This is a genomic window from Pseudomonas sp. MF08817 (assembly GCF_059862705.1).
Genome location: NZ_JCBCUY010000018.1, coordinates 90,497 through 106,355 on the forward strand (window position 1 = coordinate 90,497; position 15,859 = coordinate 106,355).

Here is a 15,859-nt window from a genome sequence, read left to right on the forward strand (position 1 = left end):
CCCCTCAGTCAACACCCACCGCTGTGGGAGCGGGCCTGCCCGCGATAGTGATTTCACAGCCAGCGCCTATTGGGCGCTGACACACCGCCATCGCGAACCGCCCCGCGCCCACATGAATGCCCCCACGTGCAGAACCCTGCTGTGGGTCAAGCAAACGATAATTCCTCTTATTCAAATCCCCCCGCCCTGTTAGACTTTGCGCCTTCTTTTTGGCTCGTCCCCCAGGAAACCCGATGCCTTCGCTGCCGCTTCGCTTGTCCACTCTGCTGTTGGCCCTGGGCTTGAGTGCCTGCGATGACGCCCCGCGCTTTACCCAGGCCGAACCTGGCGAGGCCCGCTCCGGCGGCGCGACCACGGTGAACAAGCGCGACCAGAACGCCTTCTCCCTGCCGTCAGCCAACCTGTCGCCCACCCGGCGCCTGGACTTCAGCGTGGGCAACAGTTTTTTCCGCAACCCCTGGGTGATCGCCCCGTCCACCACCACCGCCCGCGATGGCCTGGGGCCGCTGTTCAACACCAACGCCTGCCAGAACTGCCACATCAAGGACGGCCGCGGCCACCCGCCCACGCCAAGCGCGAGCAACGCGGTGTCGATGCTGGTGCGCCTGTCGATCCCCAATGATCCGGCCTACGCCAAGGTCATCGAGCAACTGGGCGTAGTGCCCGAGCCGGTGTACGGCGGCCAGTTCCAGGACATGGCGATACCCGGTGTCACCCCCGAAGGCAAGGTGCGGGTGGATTACGAACCGCTGAGCGTGCGCTTCAAGGACGGCACCGAAGTGCAGTTGCGCAAGCCCCGGCTCAACTTCAGCCAACTGGGCTACGGGCCGATGCACCCAGACACGCGGTTCTCCGCGCGCATCGCCCCGCCGATGATCGGCCTGGGCCTGCTCGAAGCCATCCCCGAGGCCGATATTCTGGCCAACGCCCAGGCCCAGGCTCGCGACGCCAAGGGCATCGCCGGGCGGCCTAACTACGTGTGGGACGACGCCCAGGAAAAAACCGTGCTCGGGCGATTTGGCTGGAAGGCCGGGCAGCCGAACCTCAATCAACAAAACGTTCACGCGTTTTCGGGTGATATGGGCCTGACCACCTCCCTGAGAACCGTCGATGACTGCACCGACACCCAAGTGGCCTGCAAACAGGCGCCCAATGGCAATGGCCCCGACGACGAGCCGGAGGTCAGCGACAACATCCTGCGCCTGGTGCTGTTCTACGCCCGCAACCTCGCGGTGCCGGCGCGCCGCGACGTCGAGGCGCCGCAGGTGCTGGCCGGCAAGAACCTGTTCTACCAGGCCGGTTGCCAGTCTTGCCACACACCGCAGTACACCACTGCAGCCAACGCGGCCGAACCCGAATTGGCCAACCAGGTGATCCGCCCCTACAGCGACCTGCTGTTGCACGACATGGGCGAAGGCCTGGCCGACAACCGCACAGAATTCACTGCCGGTGGCCGCGACTGGCGCACGCCGCCGTTGTGGGGCATCGGCTTGACCGAGGCCGTCAGCGGCCACACCCAGTTTTTGCATGACGGCCGCGCCCGCAACCTGCTCGAAGCCGTGCTTTGGCATGGCGGCGAGGCCCAGGCTGCACAACAACAGGTTTTGACTTTTAATGCCGAGCAGCGCGCCGCGTTGCTGGCCTTCCTGAATTCTCTTTAAACGCCTTGCCCACCCAAAGGGAGCCCGACATGTTCCGTCCCAAGTTGTTGTTCACCAGCCTTGCCGCCCTCGCCCTCGGCGCGTGCTCGCCCCAAGACCCGCAAGCAGTGACCTCGGCGGCCATCGCCAAACAGGTGATCCTGCCGACCTACAGCCGCTGGGTCGACGCCGACCGGCAACTGGCTACCAGTGCCTTGGCCTACTGCCAAGGTAACGCAAGCCTGGACACCGCCCGCGCCGATTTCCTCCACGCGCAAAAAGCCTGGGCCCAGTTGCAACCGCTGCTGATCGGCCCACTGGCCGAGGGCAACCGCGCCTGGCAGGTGCAGTTCTGGCCAGACAAAAAGAACCTGGTGGGCCGCCAGGTCGAGCAACTGGTCAGCGCCCAGCCGCAGATCGATGCCGCGGCGCTGAGCAAATCCAGCGTGGTGGTGCAAGGCCTGTCGGCCTACGAGTACATCCTGTTCGACGCCAAGGTTGACCTCGCCGACGCCGCGCAAAAAGAGCGCTACTGCCCGCTGCTGATGGCCATTGGCGAGCGCCAGAAGCAACTGGCCGAAGAGATCCTCGCCGGTTGGAACACCACTGACGGCATGCTCGCGCAGATGAGCAAGTTCCCCAACCAGCGCTACGCCGACTCCCACGAAGCCATCGCCGACCTGCTGCGCGTCCAGGTCACCGCCCTGGACACCCTGAAGAAAAAACTCGGCACGCCCATGGGCCGCCAGACCAAGGGCATCCCGCAGCCGTTCCAGGCCGATGCGTGGCGCAGCCAGTCGTCGCTGCAAGGCTTGGAAGCCAGCCTCAGCGCCGCCCAGACCGTGTGGGCCGGGGTGGACAACAAAGGCCTGCGCAGCCTGTTGCCGGCCGAGCAGAAGGCCTTGGCCGACAAGATCGACGCCGCCTACGCCGCCTCCCTGACATTGTTCGCCAGCAGCCAGCGTTCGCTGACCGAAATGCTCGGCGACGATGCCGGCCGCCAGCAGCTCAACGACCTCTACGACAGCCTCAACGTGGTCCATCGCCTGCACGAAGGCGAACTGGCCAAAGCGCTGGGCATTCAACTGGGCTTCAACGCCAACGACGGTGACTGATGAGGGTAAGTGCCATGTTGCGACGTCAGGCTTTAGCCTTGGGCAGCGCGCTGCTCGGCGCGGTGACCCTGGGTGGCTGGACTCTGTTCAAGCGCCAGGGCCGCAGCCCGCTGCTGCTCTCGGCGCGCGATGACGGCGACGGCGCGCACTACGCCGTCGGCTATCGGCTGGACGGCACCCGGGTGTTCGCCACCCGCGTCGCCCAGCGCTGCCACGACATCATCAACCACCCCACGCTGCCCATCGCGCTGTTCGTGGCGCGGCGCCCCGGCACCGAAAGCTACCTGATCGACCTGCGCGACGGCACCCTGCTGCAAACCCTCGCCTCGCAGCCGAACCGGCACTTTTATGGCCACGCGGTCATCCACAAGGACGGCCAGTGGCTCTACGCCACGGAAAACGACACCACCGCCCCCGGGCGCGGCCTGCTCGGCGTATACCGCTTCGAGGGTGAACGTCTGGTGCACAGCGGCGAAATTTCCACCCACGGCATCGGCCCGCACCAGGTGTCGTGGCTGCCCGACGGCGAAACCCTGGTGGTGGCCAACGGCGGCATCCGCACCGAGGCCGAGAGCCGAGTCGAGATGAACCTCGACGCCATGGAACCCAGCCTGGTGCTGATGCAGCGCGACGGCACCCTGTTGAGCAAGGAAACCCTCGCCCAGCCGATGAACAGCGTGCGCCACCTGGGTATCGCCAGCGACGGCACCATCGTCGCCGGGCAGCAGTTCATGGGGCCGTCCCACGAGCGCTCCGAGTTGCTGGCGATCAAGCGCCCCGGCCAGGCATTCGTGCCCTTCCCGGTGGCCGATGAACAGTTGCAGGCCATGGGGCACTACACCGCCAGCGTCGCCGTGCACAGCGAGCTGCGCCTGGTGGCCCTGACGGCGCCACGGGGCAACCGCTTCTTTATCTGGGATCTGGACACCGCCCAGGTACGCCTCGACGCGCCCCTGCCCGACTGTGCCGGCGTGGGTGCGGTGGCCGATGGCTTTGTCGTCACCTCGGGCCAGGGCCGCTGCCGCTTCTACGACTGCCGCCAGCCCAACCTGGTGGCCCAGCCCCTGGAACTGCCCGCCGGGTTGTGGGACAACCACTTGCACCTGATGGCCTGAAACGCTACGGCCACTGCCCCTACCTGTAGGAGCAGAGCTGGCTCGCGATGACGGTCACAAGATCGCCATCGCCGGCAAACCGCGTACCCACGGATGCACGGCGGGCGATGGCCGGAACACATCTGGTCATCTCCCCGGCAACGGGAGTAATCTGCCACGCTGATTGTCAGACAATTTCGCCAAACGCCCTCCAAGGAACCGGAATATGCTGCGCCGCCGCATGCTTATCATGTTGGGCCTTGTCCTGCTGATCGTCCTGTTGCTGGCGGGCTACAAGGCGTTCTCGATTTATCAGCAGATCCAGGCGTTTTCCGCGCCGCCGCCGCCCATCAGCGTGGCGGTGGCCACGGCCCGCGAACAGCCGTGGCAGGGTCGTTTGCCGACGGTGGGCAGCCTCAAGGCCCTGCAAGGGGTGAACCTGAGCCTGGAGATCGCCGGCACCGTCCAAGAGGTGCAGTTCAAGTCCGGGCAGAAGGTCAAGGCCGGCCAACCCATCGTACAACTGGACAGCGCCGTGGAAGCCGCCCTGCTGGAAACCGCCGAGGCCGACCTGGGCCTGGCCAAACTTGACTACGGCCGCGGCAGCCAACTGGTGGGCAGCCAGGCGATTTCCAAGGGCGAGTTCGACCGCCTCTCGGCGCAGTTGCAAAAGCACAAGGCCACGGTCAACCAACTCAAGGCGTCCCTGGCCAAGAAGCGCATCCTCGCGCCGTTCAGCGGCACCATCGGCATTCGCCAGGTGGACGTGGGCGACTACCTGGCCAGCGGCACGGTGATCGCTACCCTGCAAGACCTGAGCAGCCTCTATGTCGACTTCTACGTGCCCGAGCAATGGGTGCCGAAACTGACCGTGGGCCAATCGGTGCAGCTTAAAGTCTCGGCCTACCCGCAACAGGACTTCACTGCCCAGGTCAGCGCCATCAACCCCAAGGTCGAGGACAGCACGCGCAATGTGTTGGTACGCGCCACCCTGGCCAACCCGGACGGCCAGTTGCTGCCCGGCATGTTCGCCAGCCTCCAGGTTTTGCTTCCCGACCCGCAGCCCGCCATCGTCGTGCCGGAAAGCGCGATCACCTACACCCTGTACGGCAACTCGCTGTTTGTGGTGGCGCAAAAAAAGAACGCCGATGGCCAGGTGGAAAAAGACGCCAACGGCCAACCGGTATTGATCGCCGAGCGGCGTTTCATTGAGACCGGCGAGCGCCGTGATGGCCTGGTGCTCATCAGCAAGGGCCTCAAAAGCGGTGAACAAGTGGTCAGCGCCGGGCAGATCAAGCTCGACAACAACGCCACCCTTGCCATCAGTGCCGACAAGACCTTGCCTGACGAACAGAGCAGCCAGCCGCGCGCCGACTGATTCAAGGAACCCCCATGGCCTTTACCGACCCGTTCATCCGCCGCCCGGTGCTCGCCACCGTGGTCAGCCTGCTGATTGTGCTGCTGGGGTTCCAGGCCTTCAGCAAGTTGCCGCTGCGCCAGTACCCGCAAATGGAAAACGCCCTTATCACGGTGACCACCGCCTACCCCGGGGCCAACGCCGAAACCATCCAGGGTTACATCACCCAGCCGATGCAGCAAAGCCTGGCCAGCGCCGAAGGCATTGACTACATGACCTCGGTCAGCCGCCAGAACTTCTCGGTGATTTCCATCTACGCGCGCATCGGCGCCAACAGCGATCGCCTGTTCACCGAGCTGCTGGCCAAGGCCAACGAAGTCAAGAACAAGCTGCCCCAGGACGCCGAAGACCCGGTGCTGAGCAAAGAGGCCGCCGACGCCTCGGCGCTGATGTACATCAGCTATTTCAGCCAGGAACTGAGCAACCCGCAGATCACCGACTACCTGTCGCGGGTCATCCAGCCCAAGCTCGCCACCCTGCCGGGCATGGCCGAGGCCGAAATCCTCGGCAACCAGGTGTTTGCCATGCGCCTGTGGCTGGACCCGGTCAAGCTCGCCGGTTTCGGCCTGAGCGCCGCCGACGTGACCAACGCCGTGCGCCAATACAACTTCCTTTCCGCCGCGGGCGAGGTGAAGGGCGAGTACACGGTGACCAGCATCAACGCCAACACCGAACTCAAGTCCGCCGAAGCCTTTGCCGCGATCCCGGTGAAGATCGACGGCGACAGCCGCGTGCTGCTGCGCGACGTGGCGCGGGTAGAAATGGGTGCCGAAAACTACGACTCCATCAGCTCCTTCGGCGGCACGCCGTCGGTGTACATCGGCATCAAGGCCACGCCTGGCGCCAACCCGTTGGACGTCATCAAGGAAGTGCGCAAGATCATGCCCGAGCTGGAAGCCCAGCTACCGCCCAACCTCAAGTCGGAAATAGCCTACGACGCGACGCTGTTTATCCAGGCCTCCATCGACGAGGTGGTCAAGACCCTGTTCGAGGCGGTGCTGATTGTCATTGTCGTGGTGTTCCTGTTTCTCGGCGCCCTGCGTTCGGTGGTGATCCCGGTGATTACCATCCCGCTGTCGATGATCGGCGTGATGTTCTTCATGCAGTTGATGGGCTACTCGATCAACCTGCTGACGCTGCTGGCCATGGTGCTGGCCATCGGCCTGGTGGTGGACGACGCCATCGTGGTCGTGGAGAACATCCACCGCCATATCGAAGAGGGCAAGACGCCGCAGGACGCCGCCCTCGAAGGTGCCCGGGAAATCGCCATGCCGGTGGTATCGATGACCATCACCCTGGCGGCGGTGTACGCCCCCATCGGTTTCCTCGAAGGCCTGACCGGTGCGTTGTTCAAGGAGTTCGCCCTGACCCTGGCCGGGGCGGTGGTGATTTCCGGCATCGTCGCCCTGACCCTCTCGCCGATGATGTGCGCCCTGCTCCTGCGCCACGATGAGAACCCGTCTGGGCTGGCCCATCGCCTGGACCTGATCTTCGACGGCCTCAAGCGCCGCTACCAAAGCCTGCTCCACGGCACCCTGAACACCCGGCCGGTGGTGCTGGTGTTCGCCGTGGTGGTGCTGTGCCTGATCCCGGTGCTGCTCAAGTTCACCAAGACGGAACTGGCGCCAGACGAAGACCAGGGCATCATTTTCATGATGGCCAACGCGCCGCAGCCCACTAACCTCGACTACCTCAACACCTACACCGACGAATTCATCACGATCTTCAAAGCGTTCCCCGAGTACTACTCCTCGTTCCAGATCAACGGCTACAACGGCGTGCAATCGGGCATCGGCGGTTTCCTGCTCAAGCCCTGGAACGAACGGGATCGCACGCAAATGGAGATCCTGCCCGAGGTGCAGGGCAAACTCGCCGCCATCGCGGGGCTACAGATCTTCGGCTTTAACCTGCCGTCCCTGCCCGGCACCGGCGAAGGCCTGCCGTTCGAGTTCATCATCAACTCGGCCAACGACTACGCCTCCCTGCTGCAAATCGCCGACCGGGTGAAAAAACGTGCGCTGGAGTCGGGCAAGTTCGCCTTCATGGACATCGACCTGGCCTTCGACAAACCGGAAGTGGTGGTGGATATCGACCGCGCCAAGGCGGCGCAGATGGGCGTGTCCATGCAGGACCTGGGCGGCACCCTGGCGACCCTGCTGGGCGAAGCCGAAATCAACCGGTTCACCATCGAGGGCCGCAGCTACAAGGTGATCGCCCAGGTCGAGCGGGCCTACCGCGACAACCCCGACTGGCTGAACACCTACTACGTGAAGAACGCCCAGGGCCAGTTACTGCCGCTGTCCACCCTGATTAGCGTCAGCGACCGCGCCCGCCCTCGGCAGTTGAACCAGTTCCAGCAATTGAACGCGGCGAAGATTTCCGGTTTCCCCCTGGTGAGCATGGGCGAGGCCATCGACACCGTGCGCCAGATCGCCCAGGAAGAAGCCGGCCCCGGCTACGCCTTCGACTACGGCGGCGCTTCGCGGCAATTCGTCCAGGAAGGCAGCGCCCTGTGGGTGACCTTCGCCCTGGCCCTGGCGATCATTTTTCTGGTGCTGGCGGCGCAGTTCGAGAGCTTTCGCGACCCGTTGGTGATTCTGGTGACGGTGCCGCTGTCGATCTGCGGTGCGTTGATTCCGCTGTTTCTCGGCTGGTCGAGCCTGAACATCTACACCCAGGTCGGCCTGGTGACGTTGATTGGGCTGATTAGCAAGCACGGCATCCTGATCGTCGAGTTCGCCAACCAGCTACGCCGCGACAAAGGCCTGAGCGCCCGCGAGGCGGTGGAAGAAGCCGCGGCCATTCGCCTGCGCCCGGTGCTGATGACCACAGCGGCCATGGTGTTCGGCATGGTGCCGCTGATTCTGGCCAGCGGCGCGGGGGCGGTCAGCCGCTTCGATATCGGCACCGTGATCGCCACCGGCATGTCCATCGGCACCCTGTTCACCCTGTTCGTGCTGCCGTGCGTCTACACCTTGCTGGCCGCGCCGGACAAGGCAAAGGCCTGAACCGGCAGGCATAAAAAGACCTCGCATCGGCGAGGTCTTTTTTCAGTGCCTAACAGCTCAACTCTGCGGTCGCATGCCCTGGGCCATGCCGAACATGAACAGCAGCAGGTCGTGGTCGGGCTCGTTGGCCATTGAGGCCTTGGCCACCCGCGGCTGGGTGCACAGGGCATCGCCATTGGCCGCGCTGAGCACCTGCATCCGCGGCTGTTCCCACGCCGCCACCGCCCAGGTTGCAACTGCCAAGGCTCCTGCCAGGAACAAACCTCGTGCAATTTCTAACTTCATTAGGTTAAACCCTTGATAGCGCTGCCAAACGCCGCCTCGTAAAAGTAGCTGAGCTTCTGCCAGTCCGCCCCGCTCCACGACGAATGGCGGCGTAACTGCTGCATGTCGTGCCGCGCGGCACGGGTGCGGTTCAGGCGCTGGCGGGCTTTTTCCAGGTCCAGCAGGGCCACGTCCACCTGCTCGTCCACCACCCGCACAAAAATATGCTTGGCGTACAGGCAGCCATGCTGCCAGCGGCCGTTGTGCATGCGCGCCAGGTTCCCGGCCAGTTGCTTGAGCAGGCGTTCGTGCACTTCCTCGCCGTGCCGCTCGCGCTCGCCGGCGGCGTACCACTGCTCGATATCCACGTAACCTTCCAGCGCTGCCGTGACCAGCAAACCTTGCCACTGATGGTGCTGATCCTGCTGCGCGCCGCAGAACACAAGCTCCGGCACGCCTACATCCAACATCCGCAAACCATTAAGGGCGTCGCGTTCGCGCATCACGGTGGGCCGGCCAAAGGGGTACAGCCAACTGCGGTACAAGTGGCCGACCTGACGCTTGGCGTAGAGCAAGCGGCCGTGCGCGCTGACAATGCGCTGCACGCCACTTTGCCCGCCACGGCGCTCATTAGGCTCTTCGACCCACTCCCCGCGCTGATTCCAGAAATGCTCGAACCGGTCCACATCCTGGTGGCCCACCGGCGACACATAGTCAACGGCCATCTGCTACTCCTTGCGTAGTACGTAAACCCGCCACATGGCATACAACGGTATGAAATCCAGGTGTTCCTGAATGCGGAAGCCAGCCTGGCGGAACTCATCTTCAACAGTAACAACAGGTAACACAAATCTATTTTGGTAACCGCCCTGCCCACCTTTTTCCTGGCGCTTTTGCTCCAGACGCTTGCGTTTCCAGGCCTTGAAGTTGCCATCGACCCACAGCGAGACGATCACACTGTCGCGGCTGACGCGCTGGAACTCGCGCAATAGAGCGATGCGGTGAGCGGCGTCACCGATGTGGTGCAGCAAGCGCATGCAGAAAATGCTATCGACGGCGTTATCAGGTAAGTCGATGTCGAACGCAGACGTGTGCAAGGGTTGTACCCGTTTCACCACATCGGCCGGTTGCGAGCCCATGGCGACATCGAGCATAGCGGGCGAATTATCGGCGCCGATAATCACGCGGTTGGTTTTTTCCGCCAGCAACGGCCAGAAACGCCCGGCGCCGCAGGGCAAGTCGAGCACCAAGCCGGGCTCCCCGGCCAGGGCCAGGGCCTTGCGGGCCAGTTGCTCATCACGCAGGTGGGAAAGTTTGCGGGCCAAGCCGTCCTGATGCTTTTGCAGGTACTCCTGGGCGTGCTTTGGGGTGTACTTGTTGGAAAATTCCAGTTTGATCGGGGTAGCCATCGTCGGGGTCTCCAGAGTCGATGGCGTCACCTTAGGCGTCGGAATGTTGGTGTCAGGTCATCCCTTTGTGAAAACTTCGTCCCGTCCACGAGGGTTGTATTTCAAGATTTTACGCACACCCTCTCAGCCTCGATCACTCACTCCAGAACCGGCGCCAACTCCACCCGGAACCGGCAACCGTTGGGCTCCATGGTACTGAGGCTGACGGTCCAGCCCTGGTTCTCGCAGATCCGCTGCACCAGCGACAGGCCCAGGCCCAAACCATCGCCGCGTTTGTCGTGGCCGCGCACGAAGGGCTCGAACATGGCTTCGCGTTTTTCTTCAGGAATGCCCACGCCGCTGTCCTCGACCACGAAACCGCTGGCTTCCAGGGTCAGGCGAATAAAGCCATGGTCGGTGTAGTGCAAAGCATTGCGCAGCAGGTTGCCCATCACTGCATGCAGCAACGTGGCGTGGTAACGCGTACTCAGCGGGTGGCCGCCGTCGTAGATGAGCCGCAGCCCCTTGGCTTCGATCGGCTCGCGCCAGAGGGCGATCAGGCCTTCGGCCACTTGGCCCAGGGTCAGCCTCGGCGACATGCTGGCGTCTTCATGCTGGGCACGGGCGAGCATCAGGAAGGTTTGCACCAGCTCGCGCATTTCTTCACAGGCCCGGGCGATGCGCTCGACCTGGGCGCGCCCGCGCGGGTCGAGGCCGGGGTTTTCCAGGAGCAGTTCACAGGAGCTGGCGAGCACCATCAGCGGTGTTCGCAGTTCGTGGCTGACGTCGCTGGTGAACAGGCGCTCGCGGTCCAGCGCCTGGCGCAAGCGGCCCAGGGTGGCGTCAAAAGCCACCGCCAGTTCACCGACTTCATCGGCCGCATAGTCCGGCGCCAGCGGCGGTGCCAGGCCCAGCAATTGGTCGCGATGGCGCACCTGGCGGGCCAGGCGCACCACCGGCGCCATCACTTTGCGCGCCAGCACCCAACCCAGGAACACCGCCAGCGCCAGGCTCAGGACAAAGCCCACCAGCACCACGGCGAACAGCACCCGCTCGCGTTCCTCGAAATCGCTTTGGTCTTGCAGCAGGACATAGCGGCGCCCGTCCACCACTTCGGCAATGGCGTGGTAGGACAACTGCTCGCGGAATATTTCGTGGAAGCCCGGAGTCAAGTGCCGCAGGTCCTTGGGCAGCGCGAAGTCCCCGCGCCCGCCGCTGAAGTAGAACAACTGGTCCGGTTCCGGGCGATGGCGCCAGTCTTCCATGTTGTCCATCAGCAACAGGCGTTGCAGGTCACCGCCCAGGCCGGCAGAGATGAGTTTTTCTTCGACCAGGTGCACCGTCGCCACGATGCCCATGGCAAACGCCCCCGCCACCAACGCGCTCATCAAGGCAAAGGCGATGATGATCCGTTGGGCAAGGCTCTGCCTAAACTCCATCGCGACCTTCGGCCAAGCGGTAGCCCACGCCGTGAACGGTTTGCAGCAAGGGTTTAGCGAACGGTTTGTCGATCACCTGGCGCAATTGGTGAACGTGGCTGCGCAAGCTGTCGCTGTCGGGGCAATCGTCGCCCCACAGGGCTTCCTCGAGGATTTCGCGGCGCAGCACGTGGGGGCTTTTCTGCATTAGCACCGCCAGCAGTTTCAGGCCGACGGGGTTGAGCTTGAGCAGGCGCCCTTCGCGGGTCACTTCCAGGGTGTCGAGGTCGTAGTTCAGGTCGCCCACCTGCAAGGCCCGGCGGCCGCCGCCCTGGGCCCGGCGCATGACGGCCTCGACCCGCGCCGCCAGTTCCGACAGGGCAAAGGGTTTGACCAGGTAGTCGTCCGCCCCGGACTTGAAACCCTGGAGGCGGTCGTCCAATTGATCGCGAGCGGTGAGCATGATGACCGGTGTGTCACGGCGCGCGTCTTCGCGCAGGCGTTTGCACAGGGTGTAGCCGTCGATACCGGGCAGCATGATGTCGAGCACGATCAGGTCATAGTGTTCAGTGGCGGCCAAGTGCAGGCCCGAGAGGCCGTCCTGGGCGCAATCGACGGTGTAGCCCTTAAGGCCCAGATAGTCGGCTAGGTTGGCCAGAATATCGCGGTTATCTTCAACCAATAGAATTCGCATGGGCACTCTCCGCGTCCAGGGTAACGGCCGTTTGGCTCGCGCAGCTTAAAGCCAAGTGCCAGCCGCGGCTAGGGCTTGCGCGAAACGCTGGGCTTGACGAGTTTTTCACTCCCCGTTCACACCCTGGCGACGGCCCGCGGCGCAGAGTCTGCGCGCAATCAATCTCCACTCGCCAAGGACTCCCATGCCTGCCAGCCTTGCCCGCCCCGTTTCACGCCCCCTGAACCTCTGGGTTTGCCTGGGCGTTCCCGCCGTTGTGGCGCTGGCTCTGGTCCTGCTGGAGTTGACCTCCCTGGACATGGCACTGGCGTCGTACTTCTACGATTCGGCCAGTGGCGAATTCATCGGCAAGCACAGCTACTTCCTCGAAAACATCCTCCATGACCGCGCCAAGCAATTGGTCATCGCCTTTTCGGTGTTTGCCATCCTGGGCCTGATCGCCTCGTTTTTTGTCGCCCGGCTCAAGCCATTCAAACGGGAATTGGGTTGCCTGGTGCTATCGCTGGCCCTGGCCACATCCTTCGTCACGCCGATAAAAGCCGTAACCGCCGTGCAATGCCCCTGGAGCCTGAAAGAGTTTGGCGGCAAGGAAACCTACAGCGAGCTACTTAGCCCACGCCCGGCCACCGACAAACCCGGGCGCTGCTGGCCTGGCGGCCATGCGGCAACCGGCTTCACCCTGTTTGCGCTGTTTTTTGTTTTGCGCGACCGCCGCCCACGTGTGGCCCGTTATGCACTGGCCTTTGCTTTCACCCTGGGCACGGTGTTTTCTGTGGGACGCATGATGCAAGGCGCGCACTTCTTCTCCCACAACCTGTGGACGGCGATTTTCTGTTGGCTGATTTGCCTGGGGTCGTATTACTACGTTCTGTATCGGCCGGCCTCGGCGGTTGAAGGAGCGAGTGCGTCGACCAACACTAAGGGTCTACCTGTTGAGGGCTAGAACAGGTTTGCTGCCACGAGGTTGCACACGATTGTGCAGGCCATAAAAAACCCCGCCGGCTTGAGGCCGGCGGGGTTTTGTCGTGCGGGGTGAAGCTGGGTTACATCATGCCGCCCATGCCACCCATGCCGCCCATGTCTGGCATACCGCCGCCAGCAGAGCCTTCAGCTTTCGGCTTGTCAGCAATCGCAACTTCGGTGGTCAACAGCAGACCAGCGATCGAAGCGGCTGCTTGCAGTGCCGAACGGGTCACCTTGGTTGGGTCCAGGATGCCCATTTCGACCATATCGCCGTATTCGCTGGTGGCAGCGTTGTAGCCGTAGTTGCCTTTACCGTTCTTGACTTCGTTAACCACAACACTTGGCTCGTCGCCGCTGTTGGAAGCGATCTGGCGCAGTGGCGATTCAACGGCACGACGCAGAACAGCGATACCTACGTTCTGGTCAGCGTTGTCGCCTTTGAGGTCAACCAGAGCTTCCAGAGCACGGATCAGCGCAACGCCACCGCCAGGTACCACGCCTTCTTCAACGGCTGCGCGGGTTGCGTGCAGGGCGTCTTCAACGCGGGCTTTTTTCTCTTTCATTTCAACTTCGGAACCGGCGCCAACCTTGATGACTGCAACGCCGCCGGACAGCTTGGCCAGACGCTCTTGCAGTTTTTCACGGTCGTAGTCCGAGGAAGTCTCGGCAACCTGGGCGCGGATCTGGTTGATGCGCGACTGGATGTCGCCTTCAACGCCAGCACCGTCAACGATGATGGTGTTTTCCTTGGAGATGGTCACACGCTTGGCGCTGCCCAGGTTTTCCAGGGTGGCACTTTCCAGGCTCAGGCCGATCTCTTCGGAGATAACGGTACCGCCGGTCAACACGGCGATGTCCTGCAGCATGGCTTTGCGACGGTCGCCAAAGCCTGGAGCCTTGACGGCCGCGACTTTAACGATACCGCGCATGTTGTTCACAACCAGAGTCGCCAGGGCTTCGCCTTCAACGTCTTCGGAAACGATCAGCAGTGGGCGGCCGGCTTTAGCCACGGCTTCCAGTACTGGCAGCATTTCACGGATGTTGGAGATCTTTTTGTCGACCAGCAGGATCAGCGGGCTTTCCAGCTCGGCAACCATGGTTTCTGGCTTGTTAACGAAGTATGGGGACAGGTAGCCACGGTCGAACTGCATGCCTTCTACAACCGACAGTTCGTTTTCCAGGCCAGTGCCTTCTTCAACGGTAATTACGCCTTCTTTGCCGACTTTTTCCATGGCTTCGGCAATGATGTCGCCGATGGAGCTGTCGGAGTTGGCGGAGATGGTGCCTACCTGAGCGATAGCCTTGGTGTCAGCGCATGGCTTGGACAGGTTTTTCAGCTCGGCAACAACAGCGATGGTCGCCTTGTCGATGCCGCGTTTGAGGTCCATCGGGTTCATGCCGGCAGCGACGGCCTTGAGGCCTTCGTTAACGATCGACTGAGCCAGTACGGTAGCGGTGGTGGTACCGTCGCCTGCGTCATCGTTGGCACGGGAGGCAACGTCTTTGACCAGCTGCGCGCCCATGTTTTCGAAACGGTCTTCCAGTTCGATCTCTTTGGCTACGGAAACGCCGTCCTTGGTGATGGTCGGAGCGCCGAAGCTCTTCTCGATAATCACGTTACGGCCTTTTGGGCCCAGGGTCGCTTTTACTGCGTCAGCCAGGATGTTGACACCGGTGAGCATTTTCTTGCGGGCGGAATCGCCGAATTTAACTTCTTTAGCAGCCATGATCGATATTCCTTAAATACTTTGTAGTAGCGGGAAATTGAGCGGGGAATCAGCCTTCGATAACAGCGAGAATCTCGTTCTCAGCCATTACCAGCAGGTCTTCGCCGTCTACTTTCACAGTGTTGCTGCCGGAGTAAGGGCCGAACACAACCTTGTCACCCACTTTTACGGCCAGCGCACGTACTTCACCGTTGTCCAGTACTCGGCCGGTGCCTACAGCGAGGATCTCGCCGCTGTTGGCTTTTTCAGCAGCCGAACCTGGCAGAACGATACCGCCAGCGGTTTTCTTTTCTTCTTCGCTGCGACGGATAACGACGCGGTCATGCAGAGGACGAAGCTTCATTGTCGATCTCTCCTAATTTGTGGTTTTCAGCGGCCGGTGTAGTCCCGGCGGGTTAGCAAATCCGGCAGTGCCGGGTGCGGCTCGGCAAGCGAACCGCGGAAGTCTGTCTGGTGATCGTCACCAGAAACCTTGCGGTGACCGTTACATAAGGGCGTAGAAGCTGATTACAAGGGCCGGAAGGTGAATTTTTTTTGCCCGCAGGCAACGAAAATGACACACGGCACCCGAAGGTGCCGTGGGCAGGAAGCAATTACTTGGAGTCACGGTGCTCGAATTCGCCTTCGATCACTGTCGGCTCACGCCCCAGGGGTTGACGGGGCGTCGGGCCGCCGCGCGGTTGCAGGTCGTCGGCGAAGGCACGCTGGCGAATCGCTTGTTCCTCGGCGCGTTGACGCATCTTGTTGGCCAGCAGCCGGCGGGTAATCGGCAGGAGCATCACCAGGCCAAACACGCTGCTGATAAACCCGGGAACGATCAACAGACCGCCACCCAGGGCCATCATCAGGCCTTCGAGCATGGTCTGGGCAGGCAACTCACCGCGGTTCAGGCTTTCACGAGCCCGCAGGGCGGTGGCCAGGCCGGCGATGCGCAGCACGAACACGCCGAGCATCGAGCCGAGAATAATCAGCAGCAGCGCCGGGAAGAAGCCGATGGCGGCGCTGACTTTGACGAATACGAACAGCTCTAGCACCGGAAACAGCAGAAAGAGCAATAGAAAAGGGCGCATCAAATGGTTCCTCAACGCAAGAGTGCCTTGCAAGTAGAACCTAGATGACGTCGCCGTTTCG

General features: G+C 62.6%; 14 protein-coding genes. 6 read left to right on the top strand and 8 right to left on the bottom strand.

The features are described from left to right. Positions 1-233: 233 nt before the first annotated feature. The 5 genes from AC19YR_RS13270 (at position 234) to AC19YR_RS13290 (ending at position 8,274) form a co-directional block, all read left to right on the top strand. A complete protein-coding gene (locus AC19YR_RS13270; RefSeq protein ID WP_500598773.1) occupies positions 234-1,661 on the top strand; it encodes a di-heme oxidoreductase family protein in 1,428 nt (475 codons plus the stop codon). A gap of 29 nt (positions 1,662-1,690) precedes the next feature. Continuing rightward, the gene (locus AC19YR_RS13275) at positions 1,691-2,755 is read left to right on the top strand and encodes an imelysin family protein (protein WP_500598774.1); all 1,065 of its coding nucleotides are present in this window, start codon (positions 1,691-1,693) and stop codon (positions 2,753-2,755) included. A 14-nt stretch (positions 2,756-2,769) separates the two neighbouring features. Further along, positions 2,770-3,870 (top strand): DUF1513 domain-containing protein, encoded by a 1,101-nt coding sequence (locus tag AC19YR_RS13280; protein ID WP_095106506.1) that lies wholly within the window; start codon positions 2,770-2,772, stop codon positions 3,868-3,870. 205 nt (positions 3,871-4,075) lie between these two features. Continuing rightward, positions 4,076-5,227: an efflux RND transporter periplasmic adaptor subunit gene (locus AC19YR_RS13285; protein ID WP_095106504.1), complete on the top strand. Its 1,152-nt coding sequence runs from the start codon at positions 4,076-4,078 to the stop codon at positions 5,225-5,227. Positions 5,228-5,241: 14 nt separating this feature from the next. Further along, positions 5,242-8,274 carry a multidrug efflux RND transporter permease subunit gene (locus tag AC19YR_RS13290; RefSeq protein WP_500598775.1) on the top strand — a complete coding sequence of 1,011 codons (3,033 nt, stop codon included), beginning with the start codon at positions 5,242-5,244 and terminating at the stop codon, positions 8,272-8,274. 57 nt (positions 8,275-8,331) lie between these two features. Here the strand turns inward: AC19YR_RS13290 and AC19YR_RS13295 are convergent, their stop codons facing one another. The 5 genes from AC19YR_RS13295 to colR form a co-directional block, all read right to left on the bottom strand. After that, on the bottom strand, positions 8,332-8,559 hold the full coding sequence (locus tag AC19YR_RS13295) for a hypothetical protein (protein WP_095106500.1): 228 nt from the start codon (positions 8,557-8,559) through the stop codon (positions 8,332-8,334). Beyond that, positions 8,559-9,263 carry a lipopolysaccharide kinase InaA family protein gene (locus AC19YR_RS13300; protein ID WP_500598777.1) on the bottom strand — a complete coding sequence of 235 codons (705 nt, stop codon included), beginning with the start codon at positions 9,261-9,263 and terminating at the stop codon, positions 8,559-8,561. The genes AC19YR_RS13295 and AC19YR_RS13300 overlap by 1 nt, the downstream gene beginning before the upstream one ends. 3 nt (positions 9,264-9,266) lie before the next feature. Beyond that, positions 9,267-9,947 (bottom strand): class I SAM-dependent methyltransferase, encoded by a 681-nt coding sequence (locus AC19YR_RS13305; RefSeq protein WP_095106496.1) that lies wholly within the window; start codon positions 9,945-9,947, stop codon positions 9,267-9,269. Between the two features lie 137 nt (positions 9,948-10,084). After that, complete coding sequence (locus AC19YR_RS13310) at positions 10,085-11,365, bottom strand: sensor histidine kinase (RefSeq protein ID WP_095106494.1); 1,281 nt, start codon at positions 11,363-11,365, stop codon at positions 10,085-10,087. Further along, positions 11,355-12,038, bottom strand: a complete 684-nt coding sequence (colR, locus tag AC19YR_RS13315) for a two-component system response regulator ColR (RefSeq protein WP_095106492.1) — start codon at positions 12,036-12,038, stop codon at positions 11,355-11,357. Before colR ends, AC19YR_RS13310 begins: the two co-directional genes overlap by 11 nt. Positions 12,039-12,222: 184 nt before the next feature. Between colR and AC19YR_RS13320 the strand changes: the two genes are divergently transcribed. Beyond that, complete coding sequence (locus tag AC19YR_RS13320) at positions 12,223-12,981, top strand: phosphatase PAP2 family protein (RefSeq protein ID WP_095106488.1); 759 nt, start codon at positions 12,223-12,225, stop codon at positions 12,979-12,981. Positions 12,982-13,081: 100 nt separating this feature from the next. Here AC19YR_RS13320 and groL read toward each other — a convergent pair whose 3' ends face one another. From groL to AC19YR_RS13335, 3 genes are all read right to left on the bottom strand, one after another. Further along, positions 13,082-14,728: a chaperonin GroEL gene (gene groL, locus AC19YR_RS13325; RefSeq protein ID WP_095106486.1), complete on the bottom strand. Its 1,647-nt coding sequence runs from the start codon at positions 14,726-14,728 to the stop codon at positions 13,082-13,084. A 49-nt stretch (positions 14,729-14,777) separates the two neighbouring features. Further along, the gene (locus tag AC19YR_RS13330) at positions 14,778-15,071 is read right to left on the bottom strand and encodes a co-chaperone GroES (RefSeq protein WP_019827816.1); all 294 of its coding nucleotides are present in this window, start codon (positions 15,069-15,071) and stop codon (positions 14,778-14,780) included. A gap of 250 nt (positions 15,072-15,321) precedes the next feature. Beyond that, positions 15,322-15,798 carry an FxsA family protein gene (locus AC19YR_RS13335; protein WP_095106484.1) on the bottom strand — a complete coding sequence of 159 codons (477 nt, stop codon included), beginning with the start codon at positions 15,796-15,798 and terminating at the stop codon, positions 15,322-15,324. Positions 15,799-15,859 lie beyond the last annotated feature (61 nt).